We start from the raw sequence: 22,927 nt of genomic DNA on the forward strand, positions 1-22,927 counted from the left end.
GACACCTGTCCTGTGGGCGACTAAGCCCGGGAGGCACGATTCATGAGTGAGCGAGCTCTCCGCGGCACGCGACTTGTGGTTACCAGCTACGAGACCGACCGCGGCATCGATCTGGCCCCGCGCCAGGCGGTGGAGTACGCATGCCCGAACGGCCATCGATTCGAGATGCCGTTCTCGGTAGAGGCGGAGATTCCGCCGGAGTGGGAGTGCAAGGCGTGCGGCGCCGTGGCACTCCTGGTGGACGGCGATGGTCCTGAGGAGAAGAAGGGCAAGCCTGCGCGTACGCACTGGGACATGCTCATGGAGCGGCGTACTCGCGAGGAGCTGGAGGAGGTGCTGGCCGAACGGCTGGCGGTCCTGCGCTCCGGCGCAATGAACATTGCCGTTCATCCGCGGGACACCCGCAAGTCCGCCTGACCGGCGGGAGCGATTGCAGATTGCATTGACAAGGGCCCGGGCCACTGCTTCACGCAGTGGCCCGGGCCCTTGTCATGCGCCGGTGCGACCGGCGCGGGACGGGCTCGGGCCTTCCAGGCGCTCCGGCGGGCCGGCTAGCGGGGCAGCTGGGGGCCGCCGGGGTGCGGAGCCGGCGGCTCGTCGTCGCGGATGACCTCGCCCTGGACGACCTTGCCGCCGGGCCCTCCCGCACCTCCCGCGCCTCCCGGACCACCCATGCCGCCCATGCCGCCCAGATCGGCACTGCGGGCCTGCCGGAAGGCGTCCCCGAGGGTGCCGGGGGCCGCCGGGCGGTTGAGCCACCGCTCCCCCGTCTTGCGCAGCAGGGCGCGGGTGGGCGGGAAGAGGCACAGCAGGCCGGCCACGTCGGAGAGGAGCCCCGGCAGGATGATCAGCAGGCCACCGAGCATCGTGAGGGCGTTGCCGCCGTTCTCCTGGGCGCCGGGCTCGGCGGTCGCGCCGCCCGGCTGCAGGGAGACCGTGAGCCGCTTCCAGGCCCGCCGTCCCGCCCGCTTGATCACGTAGGAGCCGAGGACGACGCCGCCGGCCAGCAGGGCGAAGACGGTGAGCCCGCCGGCGGCGCCGGCCACCAGCGTGAGCAGCCAGATCTCCAGGACGACCCAGAGGGCCACTCCCAGGGGGATGAGCTTGCGGGCGCGCCGCCGCTGCGGCGGGCGGCCGTTCATCGTCTGCTGTGCTCCGAACGTCATGCCTCAAGTGTGCCTGGCCTGCGGCGGAACCCGGGGGCGGAGTTTATGGGGCGCTTACGGCGCCAGCCGGGCCGACCGGCCCGCCGGGCTACTTGCCGACCCGCCCGCCGGGCTACTTGCGGCCGAGCGCCTTGCCGACCCGGGAGCCGACGCCCCAGGAGGTGACCCGCCACAGGGCCTCGGCGACGATGTCGCGGCTCATCTTGCTGTCGCCGAGCTCGCGCTCGACGAAGGTGATGGGCACCTCCACGACGTGGAAGCCGGCTTTGACCGCGCGCCAGGCCAGGTCGACCTGGAAGCAGTAGCCCTGAGAGGCCACGTCCTCCATGCCGAGGCCCTCCAGCGTCTCCCGCCGGAAGGCCCGGAAGCCGCCGGTGACGTCGCGGATCGGCACGTCGAGGAGGAGCCGGGAGTAGGTGGAGCCGCCGCGGGAGAGGAACTCGCGCGACTTGGGCCAGTTCACCACCCGGCCGCCGGGCACCCAGCGCGAGCCGAGCACGAGGTCGGCGCCCTTGAGGGCGGTGAGCAGGCGGGGCAGCTCCTCCGGCTGGTGGGAGCCGTCGGCGTCCATCTCGACCAGGACGCCGTAGCCGTTGTCGAGGCCCCAGCGGAAGCCCGCCAGGTAGGCGGCGCCGAGCCCCTCCTTGCCCTTGCGGTGCAGCACCTTGACGTGGTCGTCCTCGCCCGCGAGCTCATCGGCGAGCTTGCCGGTGCCGTCGGGGCTGTTGTCGTCGGCGACGAGGACGTGCGCCTCCGGCACGGCCGACCGCACCCGGCCGACGATGCTCTTGATGTTCTCCGCCTCGTTGTAGGTCGGGATGATCACCAAGGTCGTGCCGAGCGGACCGTATCTGCGCTGCCCGTCGTCGTTCACTGCTGGCCCCTCTTATTCCGCTCGTCCGTACGTCCCTGTCCCCGACGGCCGATCAGGAGCGCGGCCGCGCAGGACAGAAGCCCCACCATAGCGAGCGCCCATTCGGGCCCCGCACCCACGCGGTCGGCAACGGTCGTCCCGTCCCTCAGGGGGATGGTCGCGCTGATGACGTCCTGGGTGAATTCCTCGCTCCGCTGCTGCACCGTGCCGTCCGGGGCGACCACGGCGCTGATGCCGCTCGTGGCGGCGGTGACCACGGCGCGGCCGTGCTCGACGGCCCGCAGCCGCGACATGGCCAGCTGCTGCTCCGGCTGGCCGGTGCGGCCGTAGGTGGCGTTGTTGGTCTGGACGACCAGGGCCCGGGCGCCGTCCTTGACGGTGTCGCGGACGATCTCGTCGTAGGCGACCTCGAAGCAGATGACGTCGCCGAGCCGGGCCGGGCCGGTCTGCATCACGCCGGTGTGATCGCCGGGGTAGAAGTCGCGCTGGACGCGCTGGAGGCGGGTGATGACCTTGCTCAGCGCGCTCCGGAAGGGCACGTACTCGCCGAAGGGCACGGGGTGCTGCTTGGCGTAGGAGGCGCCGGGGCCGGTCTTCGGGTCCCAGACGATGCCCTTGTTGTCGATGTAGCCGCTGCGGCCCGGGTGGTCCACGAGGGCGCCGACGAGCACCGGCACTCCTATGGCCTTGACCGCCTGGTCGATGCGGTCGTACGCCTGCGGGTACTGGAAGGGGTCGAGGTCGGAGGAGTTCTCCGGCCAGATGACGAGGTCGGGTCGCGGCACCTTGCCCGCCTTGACGTCGCGGGCCAGCTGAAGGGTGGCCTCGGCGTGGTTGTCGAGGATCATCATCGGGCGGCCGAGGAAGTCCATGCCCGCGTGCTGGACGTTGCCCTGGACGAGGGCCACCTTCACCTCGTCGTCGGCCTTCGTGGGCACGGGCACGGCGTATCCGGCGAGCAGGAGGGCGGCGGCCAGCGCGAGCGCCTCGACGCCCGGGAGGGCGGCGCGGACCGTGCGGGTGCCCGCCGGGCGCAGCCGCCACAGCGCGGCCACGGCGTACGCGAGGAGGCCGCCGGACAGGGCGACGGCGAAGGTCACCAGCGGGGCGCCGCCGAGCGCGGCGAGGGGCGTGAAGGGCGAGGCGGTGTTGGCGAAGGCCAGCCGGCCCCAGGGGAAGCCGCCGAGCGGCAGCCGGTCGCGGGCCAGCTCCTGCGCGACCCACAGGCAGGAGCCCCACAGCGGCCATGCGGGCAGCCGCGATACGAGGGCCAGGGCCGCGCCGAGCACGGCGATGAACAGGGCCTCGACCAGCGACAGGCCGAACACGGCGTCGTAGCCGACCACGTGCAGCCAGCGCAGCAGCACGAAGAAGAAGGGCAGCGCGAAGGCGAAACCGGTCCACGCCGCCTGGCGGGCGGTACGGCCGCGGGTCAGCAGGGCCAGCGCGGCGACGGCCGCGACCGACAGCGGCCAGACGTCGTACGGCGGGAAGGACAGCGCGAGCGCGACGCCGGCGAGCACGGCGGCGGCGGTGCGGGGGGCCTCGCGGCGCGCGAGCCGGGCCAGGCGCACGGCACGGCCGGGGCGCTCCTGCGGGGCGGACGCGTCCTCCGGGGTCTTTGGCGGGCGCTCCTCGCCGGCGGAGGCGGATGCCTCGTCGGCTCCGGCGGTGGTTTCGGGACCCGGGGGCACGGGCGAGCCTTCCTGCTGACTTGCGGTGATGAGCCCGACGGTACATCGCTCGGGGCATCATGCCCGCCCTGGGTACGCAGAGAAGGCCTGGGAAGGGGGTGGGGCGCATGGGGCGGGGCGAATGGGGGCCCGGCGTCCTTCGGGCCGACCCGGGACCCGCTGGCTGCGGGTCGACCTAGAGCCGTTGTCTACTGAACGTCCGGGCCCCACCCGGGTCGCACCTGCCGGCCCGGCAGCACCTCCCTCGCCCCCGTGCGCTGGAACCTGGCTGCCAGTGGCGGTGACCGCTCCCCGGCGCACCGCCCCATGGCCCAGCTGCGTTCGACGACTGTGTGGAAGTGCACCGGCCGGACGTCCTGTGGTGGACTCCGCAGAACCTACCGGCCGCCGCCCGCACCCTGTCAACACCTCCGCGACCTGGAGGTATGCACCAAATCAGCAGGTCAGTACGGCGAGTGATCACGGGCGGCGACAGGCCGGTCTCTCATCGTTCGGCGGTACGCGCCGGGTACGGAGTCACCCGTTCGGCCGCTCGTAGACGGTGTGCCCGCCCACGACGGTGCGCAGGCAGACGGGGAGCGGGCCGCCGGGGGTGAGGTCGGGCAGGCCCGGGGTGCCCGAGCGCGGGTCCGTGGACCAGCTCGAAACGCGCTCGTCCGGCACCTGCACCACGAGGTCGCCGGCCTGCCAGACCGCGTAGTCGGCGGGTGCGCCCGGCACGAGGACGCCGGCGTCGTCGCGGCCGATCGCCCGCCAGCCGCCGCGCGTGTGCGCGGTGAACGCGGCCCGGACGGAGATGCGGTGCCCCGGGGTGCGGTGGAAGGCGGCGGCGCGGACGGTGCCCCACGGGTCGAGCGGGGTGACCGGGCTGTCGGAGCCGAGGGCGAGCGGGACGCCGGCGCGCAGCAGGGCCGCGTACGGGTTGAGGGTGCGGGCCCGCTCGACGCCCAGGCGCTGGGCGTACATGGCCGTGTCACCGCCCCACGTGGCGTCGAAGGCCGGCTGCACGGAGGCCGTGAGGGCGAATTCGGCGAAGGCCGCGATGTGCTCGGGAGTGAGCATCTCGGCGTGCTCGACGCGGTGCCGGGCCGCGCGGACGCGGGCCAGGCCCAGCTTGTCCGCCGCGGCGCGGACGCCTTCCACGACGGCGGTCAGCGCGGCGTCGCCGATGGCATGGAAGCCAGCCTGGATGCCCGCCTCGGTGCACGCGGCGACGTGGGCGGCGACGGCCGCGGCGTCCAGGTGGGAGGTGCCCGTGCTGCCGGGCAGGTCGGCGTACGGCTCGTGGAGGCACGCGGTGTGCGAGCCGAGGGAGCCGTCCACGAAGAGGTCGCCGGCGGCGCCCAGCGCGCCGAGCTCGCGGATGCGCCCGGCTTCGTTCGCAGACGTGATGGCCTCGGCCCAGTAGCCGACGACGCGGGGGCCCGGCCGGCCGGCCGCCAGGCTCAGCAGCCCGGTGAGGTCCTCGGCGCTGGAGATCTGCGGCCCGGCGCACTCGTGCAGGGAGCCGATGCCGAGGGAGACGGCGCGGTCGAGCGCGGCGGCCTGGGCCTCGGCGCGCTGCGCGGGGGTGACCGCGTCGTACGCGGCGGCGCGCACGGCGTGGTGGGCGTCCCCCGTCAGCGGCCCGTCGGGGTGGTATCCGCCGAGGCCGGCGAGGCCCGGCACGAGGTCGAGCAGGGCCGTGGTGACGACGGCGGAGTGGACGTCGGAGCGGGTGAGGTAGAGCGGCCGGCCCCCGGTGGCCTCGTCCAGCTCGCGGCGGGCCGGGGGCCGCTGCTCGGGCCAGGCGCTGGCGTCCCAGCCGTGGCCGAGCAGGACGCGGTCGGCCGGGCGGGCGTCGGCGTGGGCCCGGATCCGGCCGAGCGCCTCGGCCAGGGAGGTGGCGCCGGTGAGGTCGAGACCGGTGAGCGCGAGGCCGGTCGCGGTGGTGTGCACGTGTGCGTCCGTGAACGCGGGGGTGACGAGCGCGCCCTGGAGGTCGACCACGTCGTCGACGCCGTCGGCGAAGGAGTCGGCGGCGCCTTCGGAGCCGACCCAGGCGACGGCGCCGCGCTCGACGACCATGGCCGTGGCGAACGGGTCGGCGGGGCTGTGCACGTCGCCGTTGCGCAGCAGAACGGTGCGCGGGGTGTCCTGGGATGCGTAGGGCTCGGTCATAGGGATCAGTCTCTCCCCTGGCCCGCCCCGTCCCCTACCCGGGGCTCCGCCCCGGACCCCGGTGTCCTCAATCGCCGGACGGGCTCCAAAACAAGGCCGTCAGCCGACGCGCGGCGGCCGCGCCTCGTACGGCGTGGACAGCACGATCGTGGTCCGCGTGGACACCCCGGCCAGCGACCGGATCCGCGCCAGCAGATGTTCCAGCTCCAGCGGCGTGGCGACGCGGACCTTGAGGATGTAGTTCTCGTCGCCGGCCACGCTGTGGCACGCCTCGATCTCGGGGATCTCGGCGAGGCGGTCCGCGATGTCGTCGGGAGCGCTGGGATCGAAGGGCTTCACCGAGATGAACGCGGTGAGCGGCAGCCCCACCGCCTCGGGGTCGACCACCGCCGCGTAGCCTCGGATGACGCCCCGCTGTTCGAGCCGGCGCACGCGCTGATGCACCGCCGAGGTGGACAGGCCCGTAGCCTTCCCCAGGTCGGTGTAGCTCATCCGCCCGTCCTTGACGAGCAGTTCCACGATTTCTCTGTCCAGCTCCTCCACGCGGATCAACCTACTGGGTTCCGGCCGGAGCGGCACAGTCGACGGCTCGATGGGGGCGCATGCCCACGCACAAAGACATGTGACGAACAACACAGATATGCACCCGTGTCCTCCGTGATGCGGCGATTACCCGGCTCGTGGCGCGGGAAGTGCTTGCTTTGGCCGAGGCCGCGACGCCTGGCCGGCCAATCCGAGGGGGAGAAAGACTATGCCCAGCCTGGAACGCCTGAACGACGGCGACGGCAGCCCGTACGAGCCCTATGAGGTCGATACCACCACGATGTTCCGGGTGACCTGCCCGGACTGCGCCCGCCCGATCGCCCTGCTCCCGGACGAGGACGTGCTCCCGGAGCACGCACTGTGCCCCTCGCCGTGGAATCCCTTCGGGCTCACCGTGTGCCCCGGCTCCGGCCGCGCCATGGAGGAGGCCCCCGCGGCGGACGAGTCGCTGGAGGGCCAGGAGTTCGACACGGCGCTGCTGCTCACTCTGCCGGAGAGCCTGGACTGGAGGACCCAGCCGTTCTCCCACATCGGGGGCCCCGGATCCCGCCCGGTCCGCGTCCCGGAGATGCGCCGCCCGTCCTGACGCCTCCACCCTGACGTCCCGCACCTGACGTCTCACGCCTGACGTCCATCCTGACGTCTGTCCTGACGCCCGACCTGACAGCGGGGCGTCTCCGGCGGGCGGGCCCCCGAGAGCCCGCCCGCCGCGCTGCCGCTCAGCGGCTCTCGGGCCCCGCCAGGTGACGGGCGATCACCATGCGCTGGATCTGGTTGGTGCCCTCGACGATCTGCAGGACCTTGGCCTCGCGCATGTAGCGCTCGGCGGGGAAGTCCGCGGTGTAGCCGTAGCCGCCGAGGAGCTGGACGGCGTCGACGGTCACCTTCATCGCCGCGTCCGTGCAGAAGAGCTTGGCCATCGCCGCCTGCCGGGAGAACGGCAGGCCGGCGTCGCGCAGCCGCGCCGCGGCGAGGTAGAGGGCGCGGCCCGCCTCGATCTGGGTGGCCATGTCGGCGAGCATGAAGCGCAGGCCCTGGAAGTCGGCGATCGGCCGGCCGAACTGCCGCCGCCCGGCGGTGAAGGCGAGCGCCTCGTCCAGCGCGGCCTGGGCCACGCCGATCGCGCAGGCGGCGATGCCCAGGCGCCCGGAGTCCAGCGCGGACAGCGCGATCGTGAAGCCCTGCCCCTCCTCGCCGATGCGGCGTGCGTCCGGCACCTGCACCCCGTCGAAGTGCAGCTGCGCCGTCGGCGAGCCCTTCATGCCCATCTTGCGCTCGGGCGGTGCGGCCGACAGCCCGGGGGCGTCGCCGGGGACGAGGAAGGCGGTGATGCCGTGGGCGCCCTCGCCTCCGGTACGGGCCAGGACGGTGTAGAAGTCCGCGACGCCGCCGTGGGTGATCCACGCCTTGGTGCCGTCGAGGGTCCAGGTGTCGCCGTCGCGGGTGGCGCGGGTGCGCAGCGAGGCCGCGTCGGAGCCGGAGGAGGGCTCGGAGAGGCAGTACGCCCCGAGGAGGCCGCCGCCGAGCATGCCGGGCAGGTGCTCGGCCTGCTGTTCCTTGGTGCCGAAGCCTGCGACGGCGTGGCAGGCGAGGGTGTGCACGCTGACGCCCAGGCCCACGGTGAGGCGGGCCGCCGCGAGCTCCTCCAGGACCTGGAGGTAGACCTCGTAGGGCTGGTCGCCGCCGCCGAACTCCTCGGCGTAGGGGAGGGCGAGCAGGCCCGAGGCGGACAGCAGCCGGAAGACCTCGCGGGGGAAGCGCCCGGCTTCCTCCTCCTCGGCCGCGACGGGTTCGATCTCCCGCTGCACCAGGTCGCGTACGAGCGCGAGCAGGTCGCGGGACTCCTCGGTGGGCAGCTGTCGCTCCACCGGCTGCGGGCCGTGGTCGGTCATGACGGCGCTCTCCTCCCTGTCAGGGCGCTGCGACGACGGGCGCGCAAGGGTGTGGCGCCGCCGTCGGGGGTGCCCCAGCCGATGCTCCCGCGCCGGGTCGCGGCACGGGATGACCTGCGGCTGTGGCGGCTTGGAGTATGCCCGATCGGCGGGCGGACGTCACGGGTTGACAAGTCGTGCACCAGGGACGACGTGCTCCTGACGGAGTTGTGAACGGGGTTGGTCCAAACCATTGACCCAACTGGTCTAGTCCTTCTATGGTCCTGCCACCGCTCAGCGCGTCCATGCCAATCGCTCATGTCCATCGCTGCTGCGGCGTGAACGCAGGCACGAGTGCAGGTCACCCCCCGAGAGCTCTCCCCACCCCACCGAGGAGAACCGATGCCCGCACGATCCCGCACCATCCGCAGAGCCCGCCCGCTCCTGGGCTCGGCCCGTACGCTCCTGGCCGCCTTCGCCGCCGCCGGGGCCCTGATCACCACCACGCTCCTCGGCGGACCGGCGTCCGCGTCGCCCGCAGCCGCGGATCCCGACGACACCGCCGCCGGAGGCAAGGTGGTCGGCTACTTCACCAACTGGGGCGTCTACGAGCGCAATTACCACGTCAAGAACATCGAGACGTCCGGCTCGGCCGCCAAACTCACCCACATCAACTACGCCTTCGGCAATGTGGCGGGCGGCAAGTGCACCATCGGCGACGCCTACGCCGACTACGACAAGGCCTACGACGCGGCCGGCAGCGTCGACGGCAAGGCCGACACCTGGGACGACGGCGCCCTGCGCGGCAACTTCAACCAGCTGCGCAAGCTCAAGAAGCTGCACCCCGGCCTCAAGGTGGTCTGGTCCTTCGGCGGCTGGACGTGGTCGGGCGGCTTCGGCGAGGCGGCCAGGAACCCGGCCGCGTTCGCCGAGTCCTGTTACGGCCTCGTCAAGGACCCGCGCTGGGCCGACGTCTTCGACGGCATCGACATCGACTGGGAGTACCCCAACGCCTGCGGCCTGACCTGCGACACGAGCGGCCGCGAGGGGTTCGTGAAGCTGATGGCCGCGCTGCGCGCGAAGTTCGGCACGCGCAACCTGGTCACGGCCGCCATCACCGCCGACGCATCGAACGGCGGCAAGATCGACGCCGTGGACTACGCGGGCGCGGCCCGCTACGTCGACTGGTACAACCCCATGACCTACGACTACTTCGGCGCCTGGGAGGCGAAGGGACCGACGGCCCCGCACTCCCCGCTGACCTCCTACAGCGGCATCCCCAAGGCCGGCTTCGACACCGACGCCACCATCACCAAGCTCAAGTCGCTCGGCGTCCCCTCCTCCAAGCTCCTGCTCGGCCTCGGCTTCTACGGCCGCGGCTGGACGGGCGTGACCCAGTCGGCCCCGGGCGGCACGGCGACCGGCCCGGCCAAGGGCACCTACGAGGACGGCTTCGAGGACTACAAGGTCCTCAAGACCAAGTGCCCGGCGAGCGGCACGGTGGCGGGCACGGCCTACGCCAAGTGCGGCAGCGACTGGTGGAGCTACGACACCCCGTCGACGATCGCCGCGAAGACGGCGTACAAGAACCAGCAGGGGCTGGGCGGCACCTTCTTCTGGGAGCTGAGCGGCGATACGGCGAACGGTGAGCTGATCAAGGCCATCCGCTGACGCCGGACACCCACGATCCCGCGGTCCGCCCCCCTTCTCCCGTGAGGGCGGACCGCGCTCTCGTAGACCGTGCTCAAGGAAAAGCCGTTGCCTGTCCGGCCGGGCGATACCTAAGATTCCCGCAACGACGGCGTGTAGATCAGTCAGTAGATCACCGGGCTCCTTACCCGGAGGGCGCAGGTGCGATCCCTGCCACGCCGGCTTATGAACGAGCAGGATGAGCGGCACGAGCCGAAGCAGACCGTAGACCTGGGCATCCACGCGGGCTACCCCACGGGCCAGTTGGCCCGGGCCTTCACCACCGCGGCCGCGCACGAGGACCCCGGGGCCCGCCGCCGCGCCGAGCGGCGGATCGGCCGCTGGCAGGACGTGCTGGCCGGCATGGCCGCCGGGACGCTGACCGTCGGATCACGCACCCCCGTCGCCGGACTGCCCGCCTGGGTCACCCCGGAGGTCGTCCGGGGCGGCTTCGCCACCGGCGCCGCGAGCGCCGGCGGCCCGCTCCTCCCCCACGAGACCGCCACCGCGCGGCGGGCCGGCGTGCGCGCCGACCGGGCCGCGCTGTTCGCGTACTGGCTGAGCGACGCCGGCCTCGCCGAGCTGACCGCGCTGCTCGACAGCGGGGCGTACGAGGTGGCCGTGCCCGAGGAGGCCGCGCTGCTCACCGTCGCGTGGCTGCTCCGCTCCGGGGACCGGCTCGGCGCGCTGCGCCTGCTGGAGACGCTGCAGCCGTTCGCCGGGCGGCTGCGCTTCGCGCCCCGGCCGGGCACCGCGCCCGCGCCCTCCGATGCGGCCGTCGCCCACCGCCTCACGGTCGGCGAGGCCGGCACGGCCGTCGGCCGGCGCCGCCCCAACCCGGGCGTCGAGGCCATGCGGGAGGCTCTGGCCGTCTGGAACCCGTTCTTCGACGAGATGCTCGCCCTCTGGCTGGAGACCGCCGCCGGGTCAGGAAGCGAAGGGTCCGGCACCGCAGGAGCCGACACCACAGGGGCCGACACCGCAGGGTCCGGGGACGCCGGCCGGGTCGGCCGCGTCCTGGCCCGCACGCCGGACAAGGACTGGCTGCGGCGCGCTGCCGCGATGCTCCGGCGGTACGAGCGGCTGGCCGCCCGGCACACGCTGTGCACCAAGCACCGCAAGGCCGGGGAGAATCCGCTCTCCCTGCGCCTCGCGCTGGAGGAGTACGTGACCCGCCGGGCGCTGGACCCGGCCCGCTTCGGGCGGCTCCAGCACGCCGTCGACTCCATGGTGCGGCGGCGCGGCCTGCCCGGCTCCGGGCGTCACCAGGAGCTGCGCGCACGTCAGGCGGCCGACGCCGCACGCCCCTCGCATCACGCCCTGGCCCAGCTCGTGGCCCGGCGCCTGTCCGTTCTCCCTCAGGACACCGGCACGCCCGACGTGGCACCCCTCGTCGCACCCGTCACCGACGAGGAGGCGCAGGCGAGCGGGCTGACCGCCGGCGCCGCGATACCGGAGGTGGTCCGGCGGACGGTCGAGTCCGCCCTGAGCGCCCCGCTCGCCACACTGGTCGCGCGCGGCGTCGTGCCCTCGGCGGAGGTCCTGGCCGGGCTCGTGCCGCAGCTCGTCGCCTCGACCACCGCCCTCGCCTACCCCGACGAGGCGCTGCGGACGCTGATGGCGGCCACCTACCGGGCCTTCCGCAACCGCCGCTCGCTGCTCCTGCTCAACCTCGAACGCCAGGTGCGCATCGAGGAGCTGCCGTGGGTCGCGGCGGTCGCCGGGCTGCGCCGGCAGGGCGAGGCGGGCCGCAGCGCCCGTACGGCGCTGGTGCACCTCGCGGAGGTCTCGCTGCAGGGCTTCCCCGCGACGATCCTGCCGAACCCGCTGGTCCGGGAGCTGTCCACGCTGGCCCGGCAGGCGGGCGAGGACGTGCCGTTCGTGGAGGAGCTCGCCGCCGACATCTTCATGGGGACCTTCTCCGGGAAGTTCCTCAAGGCGGCGGCGGGCGCCGGGCGGCTGCTCGGCGGCTCGCTCTACGAGCGGTACTACGGCCTCGACTACGAGCTGGTCGTGGCGCTGGAAGAGTCGGCGCACGGCCGCGGTCCCCTGGAGCCGGGAACGTCTGCGCAGTCCGCGCGGTCCGCGCAGCAGGACTTCGCGGACCTGTGCCACGCGTACGCCGGCGTCCGCCCGCGTACGTGGTCGGTGGCGGCCAACGGGAAGGTGATCGAGCAGGCCCAGATCCTGACCACCCACAACCTGGCCGCCGTCGCCGGCCCGCTCGGCGCCGCCCCGGCGCCGGGCTGGGCCGACCTGGCCCGGCGCTGCTTCACCACGGTGTGCAGGCTGACGGCGCAGGTCCCGTACAACCCGCGCCCGCTGCCCACGATCAAGGACGCGGCGTACGCGTGGCGGCAGATGCTCTTCCACCTGTCGCTGTGCGCGGCGGACGAGCGGGCCGCGGTGCTGGCGGCTCTGGACGGCGAGACGGCACGGCACCCGTCCCATGTCGCGGACCGCCTGGCGCCCGCGCTCGCCGGGCTGCGGCTGGTCGCCGCGGGCGGTTCCTTCGAGGCGGACGGCACGGCGGAAGGCGGTGCCGCGCGCCGCTTCCTGGGCTGGACGACGGAGCGCCACTGGCTGCGGGACGCGCCTCTCGGCTCACTCGGCTCACCGAAGGAACGTCAGCACCTCCTGTGACACGGCGTCGTCGCCGAGCAGGTCGTTGTGCTTGAGGCAGCCGGCCGCCCGGTGGTTGGCCGCGCCGTCGAGGGAGGTGCTCGACACGGGTGCGATCTGCTCGTCGCACGACGACCACCAGGTCGCGTAGCGCGTGGGGCCGGGGGTCTCGTCGCCCGCGTTGAGGTGCGACAGGACGTAGGAGCCCGGCGTCATGTCCTTGCACCCCTGGTCCCACAGCGCACACAGATAGGCCAGGTTCGTCCCGTGGTTGGGACCGCCGAGCGAGACCCAGTGCGCGACCTTGCCCGTACCGCCGCCGAACGCGAGGTACCAGCGTGTGGGCAGCGCGCCCAGGCTGTGGGTGACGACGTCGACCCGCGCCGCGCCGGTCCGGGCCAGAACACCGTCGACGTAGGCGGCGAACTGCCCCGCGAGGACTTCGTTGGACGACTTGCCCGTGTCGTACGACCAGGCGTACAACCGCTCCCGCGCATACCCCGCGGCAACGAAGTCGTCCTCCATCCCACCCCACACCCCGGGCCCGGCGTTCCGCCCGTGCACGAAGACGACGGGATCGGGCGGCGATCCGGCCCGGGCGGGGACGGGGGCGGCCCCGAGGGCGCCCGCGCCCAGGACGACCGCCAGTAAGACCAGAGCGAGCCGACGCATGGGGCCACCTCTCCACCGGACCGGACCGGACGGGAGCGGCACTATGGCAGATCCGGCTCGCACCCGGAACCCCTTGCTCACCACCCGCGCACCACCCGCGCCACGCGCCTCGATCGCCCCCGCCCCGGCTCCGGCCCCGGCCCCGAACCCGGCACTGACGCACGACCGGCGATCACACGGACGAGGCTCCCGCACTACGCTGAGGCGGGCCGGGTCCGTACCTGTGTGTCCATGCGTCAGCAGGCCTGCGCACCGGCGTACTTGCATGTCCTTGCGACGAGGAGCCACCGCACATGACCGTCCCGCTCGACCTGGACTTCTTCCGCCGCTTCCTCGATCGCGCCACGCGCGTGATCGTCGCGGAGTCCGCGTACCTGACCGACCTCGACGCCGCCATCGGCGACGCCGACCACGGGGCGAACCTCAAGCGCGGTTTCACCTCCGCCGCCGAGGCGGTGGCCGCGGAGCCGCCGGCCACGCCGGGGGCCCTGCTGACGGCGGTCGGTGTGCATCTGACGAACACCGTGGGCGGCGCGTCGGGGCCGTTGTACGGGACCGTGCTGCGGCGGATGGGCAAGGTTCTCGGCGAGGATCCTGTCGTCGAGCCGGAGACGCTGGGGCGTGCGCTCGGGGCCGCCGTGGCGAGCGTGCGGCGGCTCGGGGACTCGGCGCCCGGTGACAAGACGATGGTCGACGCGCTCCAGCCGGCCGCCGACGCGTACACGGCCGCCCTGCCGCAGGGCGTCGTGGCCGCACTCGACGCCGCCGCGCGGGCGGCCCGCGAAGGTGCCGGGGCGACGGTCCCGCTGCAGGCCCGCCGCGGCCGGGCGAGCTATCTGGGCGAGCGCAGCATCGGCCACCAGGACCCGGGCGCCACGTCGTCGGCGATGCTGGTGACGGCGCTGTACGAGGCGACCGACCCGGAGCTGTGCGCGGCGGCGCCGGAGCAGGAGCCCGCGGAAGCCGGCGTCGCGGCCGAGGCGGAGGCCGAGAGCAAGGCTCCCGAGGAGGCCGCGCCCGCCGGCCGGGTCGGCATCGTGCTCGTCTCGCACAGCCGCGAGGTGGCCGCTTCGACGGCCGAACTGGCGAAGGCTCTGGTCGGCACGGGCGACCCCGCTCCGGCCGCGCCGGCCGGCGGCCTGCCCGACGGCTCGGTGGGCACGAGCGCCGAGCTGGTGCGCCGGGCGGTCGCGGCGGCGGACCAGGGCGCGGGCGTGGCGGTCTTCTGCGACATGGGCAGCGCGGTGCTCACGGTCAAGGCGCTGCTGGCGGAGGGCTTCGGCGGCGCCGAGGTGCGCATCGCCGACGCCCCGTTCGTGGAGGGCGCGGTGACCGGCCTGGTGACGGCGTCCGCCGGCGGCGACCTCGCCGCCGTCCTCGCCGCGGCGGACGACGCCCGCACGTACCGCAAACTCTGAGTCAAGAGGCGGCGGCGCCAAGATCGCATCGATGGCCGAGAGGCGTCACCCATGCCAGGGTGTAATGGCACAAATGCCCCTATGAGCCTCGTTCCGGCGTGGAGGTCCCGCCACGGTGTCGTCGTCGCGCAGACTGCCCTTCGCGCTCGTCCTGGCCTACCTGGCGGGCATCGTGTGCGTCGACCTCATGACGCCGTCGAACCTGCGCCTCGACGTCTTCGCGGCCCTGGCCCCGATGACGGCCGCGGCGCTGTGCACGTACCGGCAGACGGTCTTCGTGGGCGTCCTCGACTTCTGCCTGATGGTGGCGCACCACGGCGTGGCCGACGGCGAGGTGGCGGTCAACCGGGTCGGCTCGTTCGTCGGCAACGCCCTGATGGTGGGCGCGAGCATCGCCGTGGCCCGGCTGCGGCGCGACGGAGACGCCCTGCTGGAGCGCGTACGGGCCACCGGGGAGGCCGCGCAGCGGGCGCTGCTGCGGCCGCTTCCGCTGCGTACGCGCAGTGTGGTCGTGGACGGCTTCTACGTGTCCTCGCAGCGGGAGGCCCTCGTCGGCGGCGATCTGTACGAGGTGGTCGACACGCCGTACGGCACGCGCGTGCTGATCGGTGACGTGCGGGGCAAGGGCCTGGGCACGCTGGGCGCGGGGGCTGCGGTGCTGACCGCCTTCCGCGAGGCGGCCTACCACCGGCGCGACCTGGAGAGCTCGGTGCGGGCGATGGAGCAGGGGCTCTACCGCTACCACCGGTCCGCGGAGTACCAGGCGCGGCTGCAGCCCGGCCGGCACGGCGGGCGGCCGGAGGACGCGCGGATGCGGGCGGCGGAGGAGTTCGTGACGGCGCTGGCCTTCGGCACCGAGGAGAGCTCCGAACGACCCGGACCCGGCGACGGGTCCGGGCCAGGGCCCGTTGCCGGCGACGGCCCGGTGCCCGTCGCGTTCGTGGACTGCGGGCACGTGGCGCCGTTCCTGATCGACGCGCAGGGCGGCGCCCGCGAACTGGAACCGGCCGACGCGGGCCTGCCGCTGGGCCTCGGCGACCTGGCCGCCTCGCCCCGGACCGTACAGCGCGTCGCCCTGCCGCCCGGCTGCCGGGTACTGGCCTGCACCGACGGCGTGACCGAGGCCCGGTCGCCGGACGGCGGCTTCTATCCGCTGGCGGAGCGGCTGGACGCGTGGGCCGCCCTGCCCACCCCCGAGCTGCTGGGACGGCTGCGCGCCGACCTCGACGCGCACACGGGCGGGCGGCTGCAGGACGACGTGGCGGTACTGGTGATGGAACGGGCGTCGGAGTACCACGGGACGCGCGACGAGGCGGCTTGCCCGGAGGGGGCGGCGGAGGGGGTCCCGGTGGCGTAGGACCGTAGGACGGGGGCGGGTCCGCAGGGCAGGTCCGCAGGGCCCGCCCCGCCGCCCCTCCCTGCCGTCCCTCCCTGCCGTCCCTCCCTGCCGTCCCTCCCTGCCGTCAGCGGTTGAAGAGCTCGAAGGCGACGCCCGGCCGGCCGCCGAACCGCGCCGCGACGCCCTGCATGGCGCCCTCCAGGAACGTGCGGCAGTACGTCTCCGGGTCCTCCTTCGTCAGCGCCTCGATGTACGTGCGGTGGCAGAGGAGGGACGCGACGGCCCGGTCGAGGCCGCTGCTCGCGTCGACGGCGTGCGTGGGCTGCGGGGAGCCGGCCACCGCCACGTAGCGCACGCCGTCCCAGGGCAGGAGCCCTTCCTCGGCCAGCTCGGGGAAGATCCAGCGGTTGCCGGCGTCGCCGACGGCGTCGAGCACGGCCCGGCCGACGTTGCGGTGGTCGGGGGTGTTCCAGTAGGTGCCGCCCCAGGTGTCGTGGTGGTTGAGCGTCAGGACGAGCTCGGGCCGGTGGCGCCGGATGGCGGCGGCGAAGTCGCGGCGCAGGGCCGTGCCGTATTCGATGACGCCGTCGGGGTGGCCGAGGAACTCGACGGTCTCCACGCCGACCGCGGCCGCACTGGCCCGCTGCTCGCGCTCGCGCAGCGGCCCGGCCTCGGTGGGGGCGAGGGTGTCGATGCCGGCCTCGCCGACGCTGGCCAGAAGGTAGACGCACTCGCGGCCGTCGTCCAGCCAGGTGGCGACGGCGGCGGAGGCGCCGTACTCGAGGTCGTCGGGGTGGGCGACGATCGCGAGGGCGCGCCGCCAGTCGGTGGGCATCTCCTTGAGCTGATCGCGGGGATGCGACTGCGGCTGCGGCTGCTCTCCGGGCTGCCCGGCCGCGGCCGTCGCCGCATCCGTCGCCGCATCCGCCGTGCCCGTCACATCCGCCGTCACGTCCGCCGTAGCGCCGGTCGTCGCGCCCGTCGTCGCATTCGCCGCATTCTTCATATTCGTCGCATCCGCCATCACGGTCTCCTTCACCTGCCGGATCCGCCTCCGCCCGCGGGCCGCGCGCCGCGTGCCGTCGGCGGGGCGTTCGATGCAGCCTACGTCGCACTTCTTCGCGACACGCGGGAACCCGGCGGGCCTGCGGTCCGACTACCTGATCCGGACCCGCACCGGCGGGCCCGTGGCGAACCGAAATTCCTGGAGTTGTCTGATGCGCCCTCGTGCGTGGTGCGGTGTACTGGCCGCTGTGGCCCTGTCGGCGACGGCCTGCGGCGGCGGTGGCGGCGGTGACGCGAAGAAGTCCGATGACGCCGCGGCCGGCGAGCGCTCCGGCTTTCCGGTGAGCGTCACGGACTGCATGGGCGCGAAGACCACCTTCGAGTCGGCGCCGAAGCGGATCGTCACCAGCAATGCGGCGAGCCTGGAGCTGCTGATGTGGCTGGGCGCGGGCGACAAGGTGGCCGGCACGGGCTTCCCGCCCGGCAAGGGCGCCCTGCCGGGGCAGTACGCGGACCGCGCGGCGAAGGTGCCGGTGCTGGGGAAGACGGCGATCCCCAAGGAGAAGCTGCTGGGCTCGGGCGCGGACCTGTACGTCGACGCCTTCTCGTCCATGAAGAACATGGGCAAGATGGGTGACGCGCCGACGGCCAAGGAGTTCGAGACCGCCGGGATCAAGCACGTCTTCCTGAAGTCGACGGCCTGCGCCGCGATGAGCAAGACGCCGCGTACGGACCTGTCGGGCGTCGAGGCGGACATCGAGGAGCTGGGCAAGGTCACCGGCACGTCCGCGCGCGCCGCCGAGCTCGTCCAGGAGATGCGGAAGAAGACGGGCGCGGTGCAGGACGCCCTCAAGGACGTCCCCCAGGACAAGCGCCCCTCGTACTTCTTCTTCGACTACGACGCCGGCACCAAGCAGCCGATGGCCGTGTGCAACCGGCAGGTCGCCAACGCCGTGATCGGCATGGCCGGCGGCCGCAACGTCTTCGACGGCTGCGACGGCGACTTCAAGCCCGTGGGCTGGGAGGACGTCGTCGCCAAGAACCCGGACTGGATCCAGCTGGGCGTCCGCAACCGGGGCAGCGAGGAAGCGAACGCCAAGGCGTTCGACGAGGCCGCGGAGTTCCTGAAGAACTTCCCCGCCACGAAGGACCTCACGGCCGTCAAGGAGGGCCGCTTCCTGCGCATCGGCTCCGAGCGGACCACGATCGGGGGCGTGCGCAGCGCGGACACCGTGCGCGAGATCGCGCACACGCTGCACCCGGACCGGGTCAAGTAGATGGGTCCGGTGGGGGCGCCCGCCGCGGTCACCGCGGAACGGGCGGAGGAGCGCGAGCCGGGGGCGCGCGCGCCGTGGGTGGCGGCGGCACTCGCCGCCGCCCTGCTGGTCGCGCTGACCGCTTCCGTGTGCCTCGGCTCCTCGGACGTGCCGCTCGGCGAGGTGTGGTCCTCGGTGGCGCGCGGGATCAGCGGGCAGGAGCCGGTGCCGGGCACCCGGGACCTGATCGTGTGGCAGCTGCGGGTGCCGCGGGCGCTGCTCGCGGCCGTGGTGGGCGCGGGCCTGGGCCTGGTCGGCACGGCCGTCCAGGCCCTCGTCCGCAATCCGCTCGCGGACCCGTATCTGCTGGGCATCTCCAGCGGGGCCTCGCTCGGCGCGGTCGCGGCGATCGTGCTGGGGGCGGGCGCGGGCGGGATGCTCGGGCTGGGGCTGTCGGCGGCGGCGTTCGCCGGTGCCCTCGCCTCGTTCGCGCTGGTGTGGGCGATGGCCCGGCGCGGGGGCGGCTTCTCGCCGCTGCGGCTGGTGCTGGCGGGGGTGGGGATCGGGCAGTTCCTGTCGGGCTTCACCCACTACCTGGTGCTGCAGGCCGGTGACGACCAGCAGACGCACGGCGTGCTGTTCTGGCTGATGGGATCCCTCGGCGGCGCCCAGTGGTCGACGCTCGGCGTGCCCGTGGCCGCGGTGCTCCTGGGCCTGGCCGCGCTGCTCGCGCGCGCCCGTGCCCTCGACGCCGTGCTGATGGGCGACGAGACCGCGGCCGGGCTGGGCGTGGACGTCGCACGGCTGCGGCGCGAGCTGTTCGTGGTGACGAGCGTGCTCACCGGGGTGCTGGTGTCGGTCTCCGGGGCGATCGGCTTCGTGGGGCTGATGGTGCCGCACGTGTGCCGGATGGTCGTGGGCGGCGCACACCGCGTGCTGCTGCCGGTGGCGGCGCTGTTCGGCGCCGTCCTGCTCGTCGTGGTCGACCTGGTGGCCCGTACGGCGCTGCCGGACCAGGAGCTTCCGGTGGGCGTGGTCACGGCGCTGATCGGTGCGCCGACGCTGCTGTACCTGCTGGACCGCCGCCTGGAGAGGGGCTAGGGGAGATGCGGATCGCCATCGAGGATCTCGACGTGACGCTGTCGGGCCGGACGGTCGTGTCCGGGGTGCACCTCGTCGCGGAGGACGGGGAGATCGCCGGGCTGGTCGGGCCCAACGGCAGCGGCAAGTCGACGGTCCTGCGCACCGTCTACCGCTACCTGCGGCCGCACGCCGGCCGGGTGCTGGTCGGCGGTACGGACATCAGGTCGCTGACCGCCCCCGAGGCGGCTCGCCGGGTGGCGGCGCTCCCCCAGGAGCGCGGCAGCGACTTCGAGTTGTCCGTACGGGCGGTCGTGGCCATGGGCCGTACCCCGTACAAGCGGGCGTTCTCGGGCGAGGACCCCGCCGACAGGGACATCGTGGCGGCGGCGCTGGCGGGGGTGGGGCTCGCCGGGGCGGAGAAGCGGCGCTTCTCGGCGCTTTCGGGCGGCGAGCGGCAGCGGGTGCTGCTGGCCCGGGCGCTGGCCCAGGACCCGAAGGTCCTGGTCCTGGACGAGCCGACGAACCACCTGGACGTCCTGCACCAGGTGGAACTCCTGGCCCTGCTGCGGGCCCAGCGCCGTACGACGCTGCTGTCCCTGCACGACCTGAACGCGGCGGCGTCCCTGTGCGACCGTCTCCACGTCCTCCACGACGGCCACGTGGTGGCCTCGGGCCCGCCGCGCCAAGTCCTGACCCCGGAACTGCTGGCGGACGTCTTCGGCGTCCGGGCGGCGGTCATCGACCACCCGCTGACGGGCGACCCGCTGATCGCCTTCGACCACCGGTCGCCTGCGGCGGCGTTGCCTCAGGCGACGGTGCCGCTCACTGCAGACCGGTAGGCGGGGCGGGTCGGACCGTGCCGGGCACCCCCAATGGGGGTGCCCGGTACGCCCGCTTGTTCGGTACCGCCGAACAGGCTCGAGCCGGCCTTCCTGCCTCAGGCAGAAAACTCCGCCGCAAGGGCGCTCCACCCCCACCGGGGTGACCGGCGGTGCCGAACCGGCCGATGGGCCCGGCACCATGCCGCATGCCGCCCCAGGGGCGGGGACGGCCTACCCCCACTCCTCGAAGTGGCTCGGGCGTCCCGCACGGAGTACGAGGCGCCCCCGCGACTCCGCCTCCGCCCGGTGCATCAGCCGCGCCTCTCCCCCGCGCCCCCGCAGCACCGCCGTATGCCACGGCGTGGACCACGCGTCCGCCGCGTCCAGCAGCCGGATGCCGAACTTCTCCGCGCCCGGCCGCTGCGGATGGATGGACAGCCGTACGGACCTCGGATGGCAGTCGGCGATGAGGTCGCCCCAGGCGCGGCTGCGCGCGATGACCCCGTACGCGCGGACCCGGCACTCGCGCTGCAGCGCGGACCGCGTGCCGCCGAAGTCCGCGGTGTCCTCGACGAGGAAGCGGGTGATGCCGCGGTAGAGCCGCGCGGTCTCCTCGTCGCTGCGGACGAGGGCACGCAGCGCCTCCACCGACGGCGCGTAGGCCTCCGTCACGAGCCGGCGCTTGGTGTCGTGGTCGAGGTCCCCGTGAACGTCGCGCAGGTCGAATGTGTCGAGGCGGCCGAGCCCCTCCCCGGCGATCAGGTCGCGGAGCGCGTCACCGTAGGCGTCGATGTGCTCGTCCGGTACGTGGATGAGGTCGCCGAAGATGTGCCCGTCGGAGCAGATGAGGATGCGTGCGCCGGGCGCGTAGACCTCGCCGATGCGCGAGCAGAGCCGGTCGAGGAAGGCGAGGGAGAGCCGCTCGCCCTCGTCGGGGAGGTGACCGAGGACCTTGGCGGGGTTGGGCGACTTGCAGGGGAACCCGGGGAGGGTGAAGAGGACCGGCTCACCGGCGTCCGTGAACTGTCGTATCTGGCACAGCTGCTCGGGGAAGTCGGCGGGATCCGCGGACCTCGCGCCGGTGGTGCGGTGGTACGGCAGGAGGAGGCGGAGGATGCGGGCCTCGACGGAGGTCGCGGGAGCCACGGAGGTGACGGGAGCCGCGGCGGCGTCCGGATGCGCGGCGGCGTCCGGAGCGGGGGTTACGGGAGGGGTCAGCGTGGCGTGGGACATGTGCACTCACCCACGGCCGCGAGGGCAGACGGCCAGGCCGGCAGCCGGGTCGGCAACGCCGTCGGCAGCCCGGTCGAAGGCGACCGGCAGTGCGGCGGTGCCGCGGCCGAGGACGGCCGGGATCCAGGGGAGCTCCTCGTCGGGCACGGCCAGCCGCAGGCCGGGCAGCCGGGTGAGCAAGGTCCCGAGGGCCACCTGGAGTTCGATACGGGCGAGCGCCGCGCCGGGGCAGAAGTGGATGCCGTGGCCGAAGGCCAGGTGGGGCCCCTGGGCGCGGTCGAGGTCGAGCGTGCCGGGGTCCGGGAAGCGCTCGGGGTCGCGGTTGGCGGCGCACAGCGAGACGATCACGGAGTCGCCGGCGGGCACGCGCGTGCCGTGCAGGTCGGCGTCCTCGGCGAGGAAGCGCCAGGTGGTCAGCTCGAAGGCGCTGTCGAGGCGCATGAGTTCCTCGACGGCGGCCGGCATGAGCTCCGGCTCGTCCCGCAGCCGCGCCAGGGCCTCGGGGTGGCGGAGCAGGTTCACCATGGCGGTGGTGATCTGGTTGGTGACGGGCTCCTGGCCGGCCACCAGCAGCTGGAAGATCATGGAGTCGAGCTCTTCCGGGGTCAGTTCGCCCGCGTCGCGGGCGGCGACCAGCCGGCTGAGCAGCCCGTCGCCGGGTGCCCGGCGCCGGTCGGCGACGACCTCGGCGATGTAGCCCTGGAGTTCGCGCAGGAGCGCTTCGTAGGCGGGTCGTCCGGGGTCCGTCGGCCCGACGGGCGCGACGACCTTGCCCCACTCGCGGCGGAAGCGCCCGGCCAGGTGCGGCGGCAGGCCGATGACCTCGGCGAGCACCTGGAAGGGGAAGCGGGCGGCGAAGCACTGCACGAGGTCGGCGGAGTCGACGGAATTGGCGGAGTCCGCGGAGTTGGCGGAGTTGGCGGGGTCCGCGGCCGCCGGCATCGCGTCCACGAGTGCGTCGGCCATCTCCTGGAAGCGTGCCCGCATCCCCTCGACGCGCCGCGGTGCGAACGCGTCGGTCACCAGGCGGCGCATGGCCGTGTGCTTGGGCGGGTCCTGGTGGAGGAGGTGGACCTGCAGCTGCGAGTGCTGCGGCTCGGGCATGATCGAGGCGCGGGCGCGCCAGCGGTCGTTGCCGCGGTCGTGGTTCTTGCCGAGCCGGGGGTCGGCGAGGGTCTTCTGGGCGGCCTCGTGCCCGGTGACCAGCCAGGCGGTGACCCCGCTGGGGAAGAGGACCCGGTGGATCGGGCCCGCCTCCCGCATCCGCGCGTACAGCGGGTAGGGGTCCCGCTTGTACTCGGGCCCGTAGAGGGGGACGGGGTCGGGCAGCTCGGACGGCTCGGGCTGGGACACGGTGAGGGCTCCTCGCGAAGTCGTGGACCCCTGAGAAGTCGGACGGAGGGCGGGGTGAGTTCCCGCCGACCGGGGGCTTGTTCGCACGGATTTACGGACGACGGCGGGGGTGGCTCCCCCGTCCGAGC

General features: G+C 73.9%; 19 protein-coding genes, 1 tRNA gene and 1 pseudogene. 11 read left to right on the forward strand and 10 right to left on the reverse strand.

Annotated elements, in window-relative coordinates:
• The first annotated feature begins 42 nt into the window (after nt 1–42).
• Nucleotides 43–417 (forward strand): RNA polymerase-binding protein RbpA, encoded by a 375-nt coding sequence (locus tag IE241_RS28350; protein WP_004948858.1) that lies wholly within the window; start codon nt 43–45, stop codon nt 415–417.
• Nucleotides 418–551: 134 nt separating this feature from the next.
• Here IE241_RS28350 and fxsA read toward each other — a convergent pair whose 3' ends face one another.
• From fxsA to IE241_RS28375, 5 genes are all read right to left on the reverse strand, one after another.
• A complete protein-coding gene (gene fxsA, locus IE241_RS28355; protein WP_190024708.1) occupies nt 552–1,166 on the reverse strand; it encodes an FxsA family membrane protein in 615 nt (204 codons plus the stop codon).
• A gap of 112 nt (nt 1,167–1,278) precedes the next feature.
• The gene (locus IE241_RS28360) at nt 1,279–2,040 is read right to left on the reverse strand and encodes a polyprenol monophosphomannose synthase (protein WP_190024709.1); all 762 of its coding nucleotides are present in this window, start codon (nt 2,038–2,040) and stop codon (nt 1,279–1,281) included.
• The gene (gene lnt / locus IE241_RS28365) at nt 2,037–3,734 is read right to left on the reverse strand and encodes an apolipoprotein N-acyltransferase (RefSeq protein ID WP_190024710.1); all 1,698 of its coding nucleotides are present in this window, start codon (nt 3,732–3,734) and stop codon (nt 2,037–2,039) included. Before lnt ends, IE241_RS28360 begins: the two co-directional genes overlap by 4 nt.
• 516 nt (nt 3,735–4,250) lie before the next feature.
• Entirely contained in the window at nt 4,251–5,894 is a 1,644-nt protein-coding gene (locus tag IE241_RS28370) for an amidohydrolase (protein ID WP_190024711.1), read from the reverse strand.
• Nucleotides 5,895–5,993: 99 nt separating this feature from the next.
• Nucleotides 5,994–6,437 (reverse strand): Lrp/AsnC family transcriptional regulator, encoded by a 444-nt coding sequence (locus IE241_RS28375; protein ID WP_030365423.1) that lies wholly within the window; start codon nt 6,435–6,437, stop codon nt 5,994–5,996.
• A gap of 208 nt (nt 6,438–6,645) precedes the next feature.
• On the opposite strand from IE241_RS28375, the gene IE241_RS28380 reads away from it, so the two are divergent.
• A complete protein-coding gene (locus tag IE241_RS28380) occupies nt 6,646–7,023 on the forward strand; it encodes a hypothetical protein (RefSeq protein ID WP_190024712.1) in 378 nt (125 codons plus the stop codon).
• 133 nt (nt 7,024–7,156) lie between these two features.
• Here the strand turns inward: IE241_RS28380 and IE241_RS28385 are convergent, their stop codons facing one another.
• A complete protein-coding gene (locus IE241_RS28385) occupies nt 7,157–8,329 on the reverse strand; it encodes an acyl-CoA dehydrogenase family protein (RefSeq protein ID WP_190024713.1) in 1,173 nt (390 codons plus the stop codon).
• 381 nt (nt 8,330–8,710) lie between these two features.
• On the opposite strand from IE241_RS28385, the gene IE241_RS28390 reads away from it, so the two are divergent.
• The 3 genes from IE241_RS28390 (at nt 8,711) to IE241_RS28400 (ending at nt 12,640) form a co-directional block, all read left to right on the forward strand.
• Complete coding sequence (locus tag IE241_RS28390) at nt 8,711–9,979, forward strand: glycoside hydrolase family 18 protein (RefSeq protein WP_190024714.1); 1,269 nt, start codon at nt 8,711–8,713, stop codon at nt 9,977–9,979.
• A gap of 128 nt (nt 9,980–10,107) precedes the next feature.
• Nucleotides 10,108–10,180, forward strand: a tRNA-Arg gene (locus IE241_RS28395).
• Nucleotides 10,181–10,183: 3 nt separating this feature from the next.
• A complete protein-coding gene (locus tag IE241_RS28400; RefSeq protein ID WP_229899925.1) occupies nt 10,184–12,640 on the forward strand; it encodes a hypothetical protein in 2,457 nt (818 codons plus the stop codon).
• Here IE241_RS28400 and IE241_RS28405 read toward each other — a convergent pair.
• On the reverse strand, nt 12,611–13,291 hold the full coding sequence (locus IE241_RS28405) for an esterase/lipase family protein (RefSeq protein ID WP_190024715.1): 681 nt from the start codon (nt 13,289–13,291) through the stop codon (nt 12,611–12,613). The genes IE241_RS28400 and IE241_RS28405 overlap by 30 nt on opposite strands.
• Nucleotides 13,292–13,584: 293 nt before the next feature.
• Between IE241_RS28405 and dhaL the strand changes: the two are divergent.
• The 3 genes and pseudogenes from dhaL to IE241_RS28415 form a co-directional block, all read left to right on the forward strand.
• A pseudogene (gene dhaL / locus IE241_RS34400) lies at nt 13,585–14,211 on the forward strand (dihydroxyacetone kinase subunit DhaL); the annotation flags it as partial.
• A gap of 117 nt (nt 14,212–14,328) precedes the next feature.
• Nucleotides 14,329–14,709, forward strand: a complete 381-nt coding sequence (locus IE241_RS34405; protein WP_373300792.1) for a PTS-dependent dihydroxyacetone kinase phosphotransferase subunit DhaM — start codon at nt 14,329–14,331, stop codon at nt 14,707–14,709.
• Nucleotides 14,710–14,824: 115 nt separating this feature from the next.
• Entirely contained in the window at nt 14,825–16,066 is a 1,242-nt protein-coding gene (locus IE241_RS28415; RefSeq protein ID WP_190024717.1) for a PP2C family protein-serine/threonine phosphatase, read from the forward strand.
• A gap of 106 nt (nt 16,067–16,172) precedes the next feature.
• Here IE241_RS28415 and IE241_RS28420 read toward each other — a convergent pair whose 3' ends face one another.
• A complete protein-coding gene (locus IE241_RS28420; RefSeq protein WP_229899953.1) occupies nt 16,173–16,883 on the reverse strand; it encodes a PIG-L deacetylase family protein in 711 nt (236 codons plus the stop codon).
• Nucleotides 16,884–17,265: 382 nt separating this feature from the next.
• Here IE241_RS28420 and IE241_RS28425 point away from each other — a divergent pair, with 382 nt between their 5' ends.
• Genes IE241_RS28425 through IE241_RS28435 form a run of 3 tightly spaced genes read left to right on the forward strand, consistent with a single transcriptional unit; the run spans nt 17,266 to nt 20,231 of the window.
• Nucleotides 17,266–18,330, forward strand: a complete 1,065-nt coding sequence (locus tag IE241_RS28425) for an ABC transporter substrate-binding protein (RefSeq protein ID WP_190024718.1) — start codon at nt 17,266–17,268, stop codon at nt 18,328–18,330.
• A complete protein-coding gene (locus IE241_RS28430) occupies nt 18,331–19,410 on the forward strand; it encodes a FecCD family ABC transporter permease (protein ID WP_190024719.1) in 1,080 nt (359 codons plus the stop codon).
• Between the two features lie 5 nt (nt 19,411–19,415).
• On the forward strand, nt 19,416–20,231 hold the full coding sequence (locus IE241_RS28435) for an ABC transporter ATP-binding protein (protein ID WP_190024720.1): 816 nt from the start codon (nt 19,416–19,418) through the stop codon (nt 20,229–20,231).
• A gap of 213 nt (nt 20,232–20,444) precedes the next feature.
• Here the strand turns inward: IE241_RS28435 and IE241_RS28440 are convergent, their stop codons facing one another.
• Both IE241_RS28440 and IE241_RS28445 read right to left on the reverse strand, forming a co-directional pair.
• A complete protein-coding gene (locus tag IE241_RS28440; protein ID WP_190024721.1) occupies nt 20,445–21,446 on the reverse strand; it encodes an L-tyrosine/L-tryptophan isonitrile synthase family protein in 1,002 nt (333 codons plus the stop codon).
• Nucleotides 21,447–21,452: 6 nt separating this feature from the next.
• A complete protein-coding gene (locus tag IE241_RS28445) occupies nt 21,453–22,799 on the reverse strand; it encodes a cytochrome P450 family protein (RefSeq protein WP_190024722.1) in 1,347 nt (448 codons plus the stop codon).
• Between the last annotated feature and the right edge of the window lie 128 nt (nt 22,800–22,927).

The organism is Streptomyces hiroshimensis, from assembly GCF_014650335.1.
In the GTDB taxonomy this organism is placed as follows: domain Bacteria; phylum Actinomycetota; class Actinomycetes; order Streptomycetales; family Streptomycetaceae; genus Streptomyces; species Streptomyces hiroshimensis.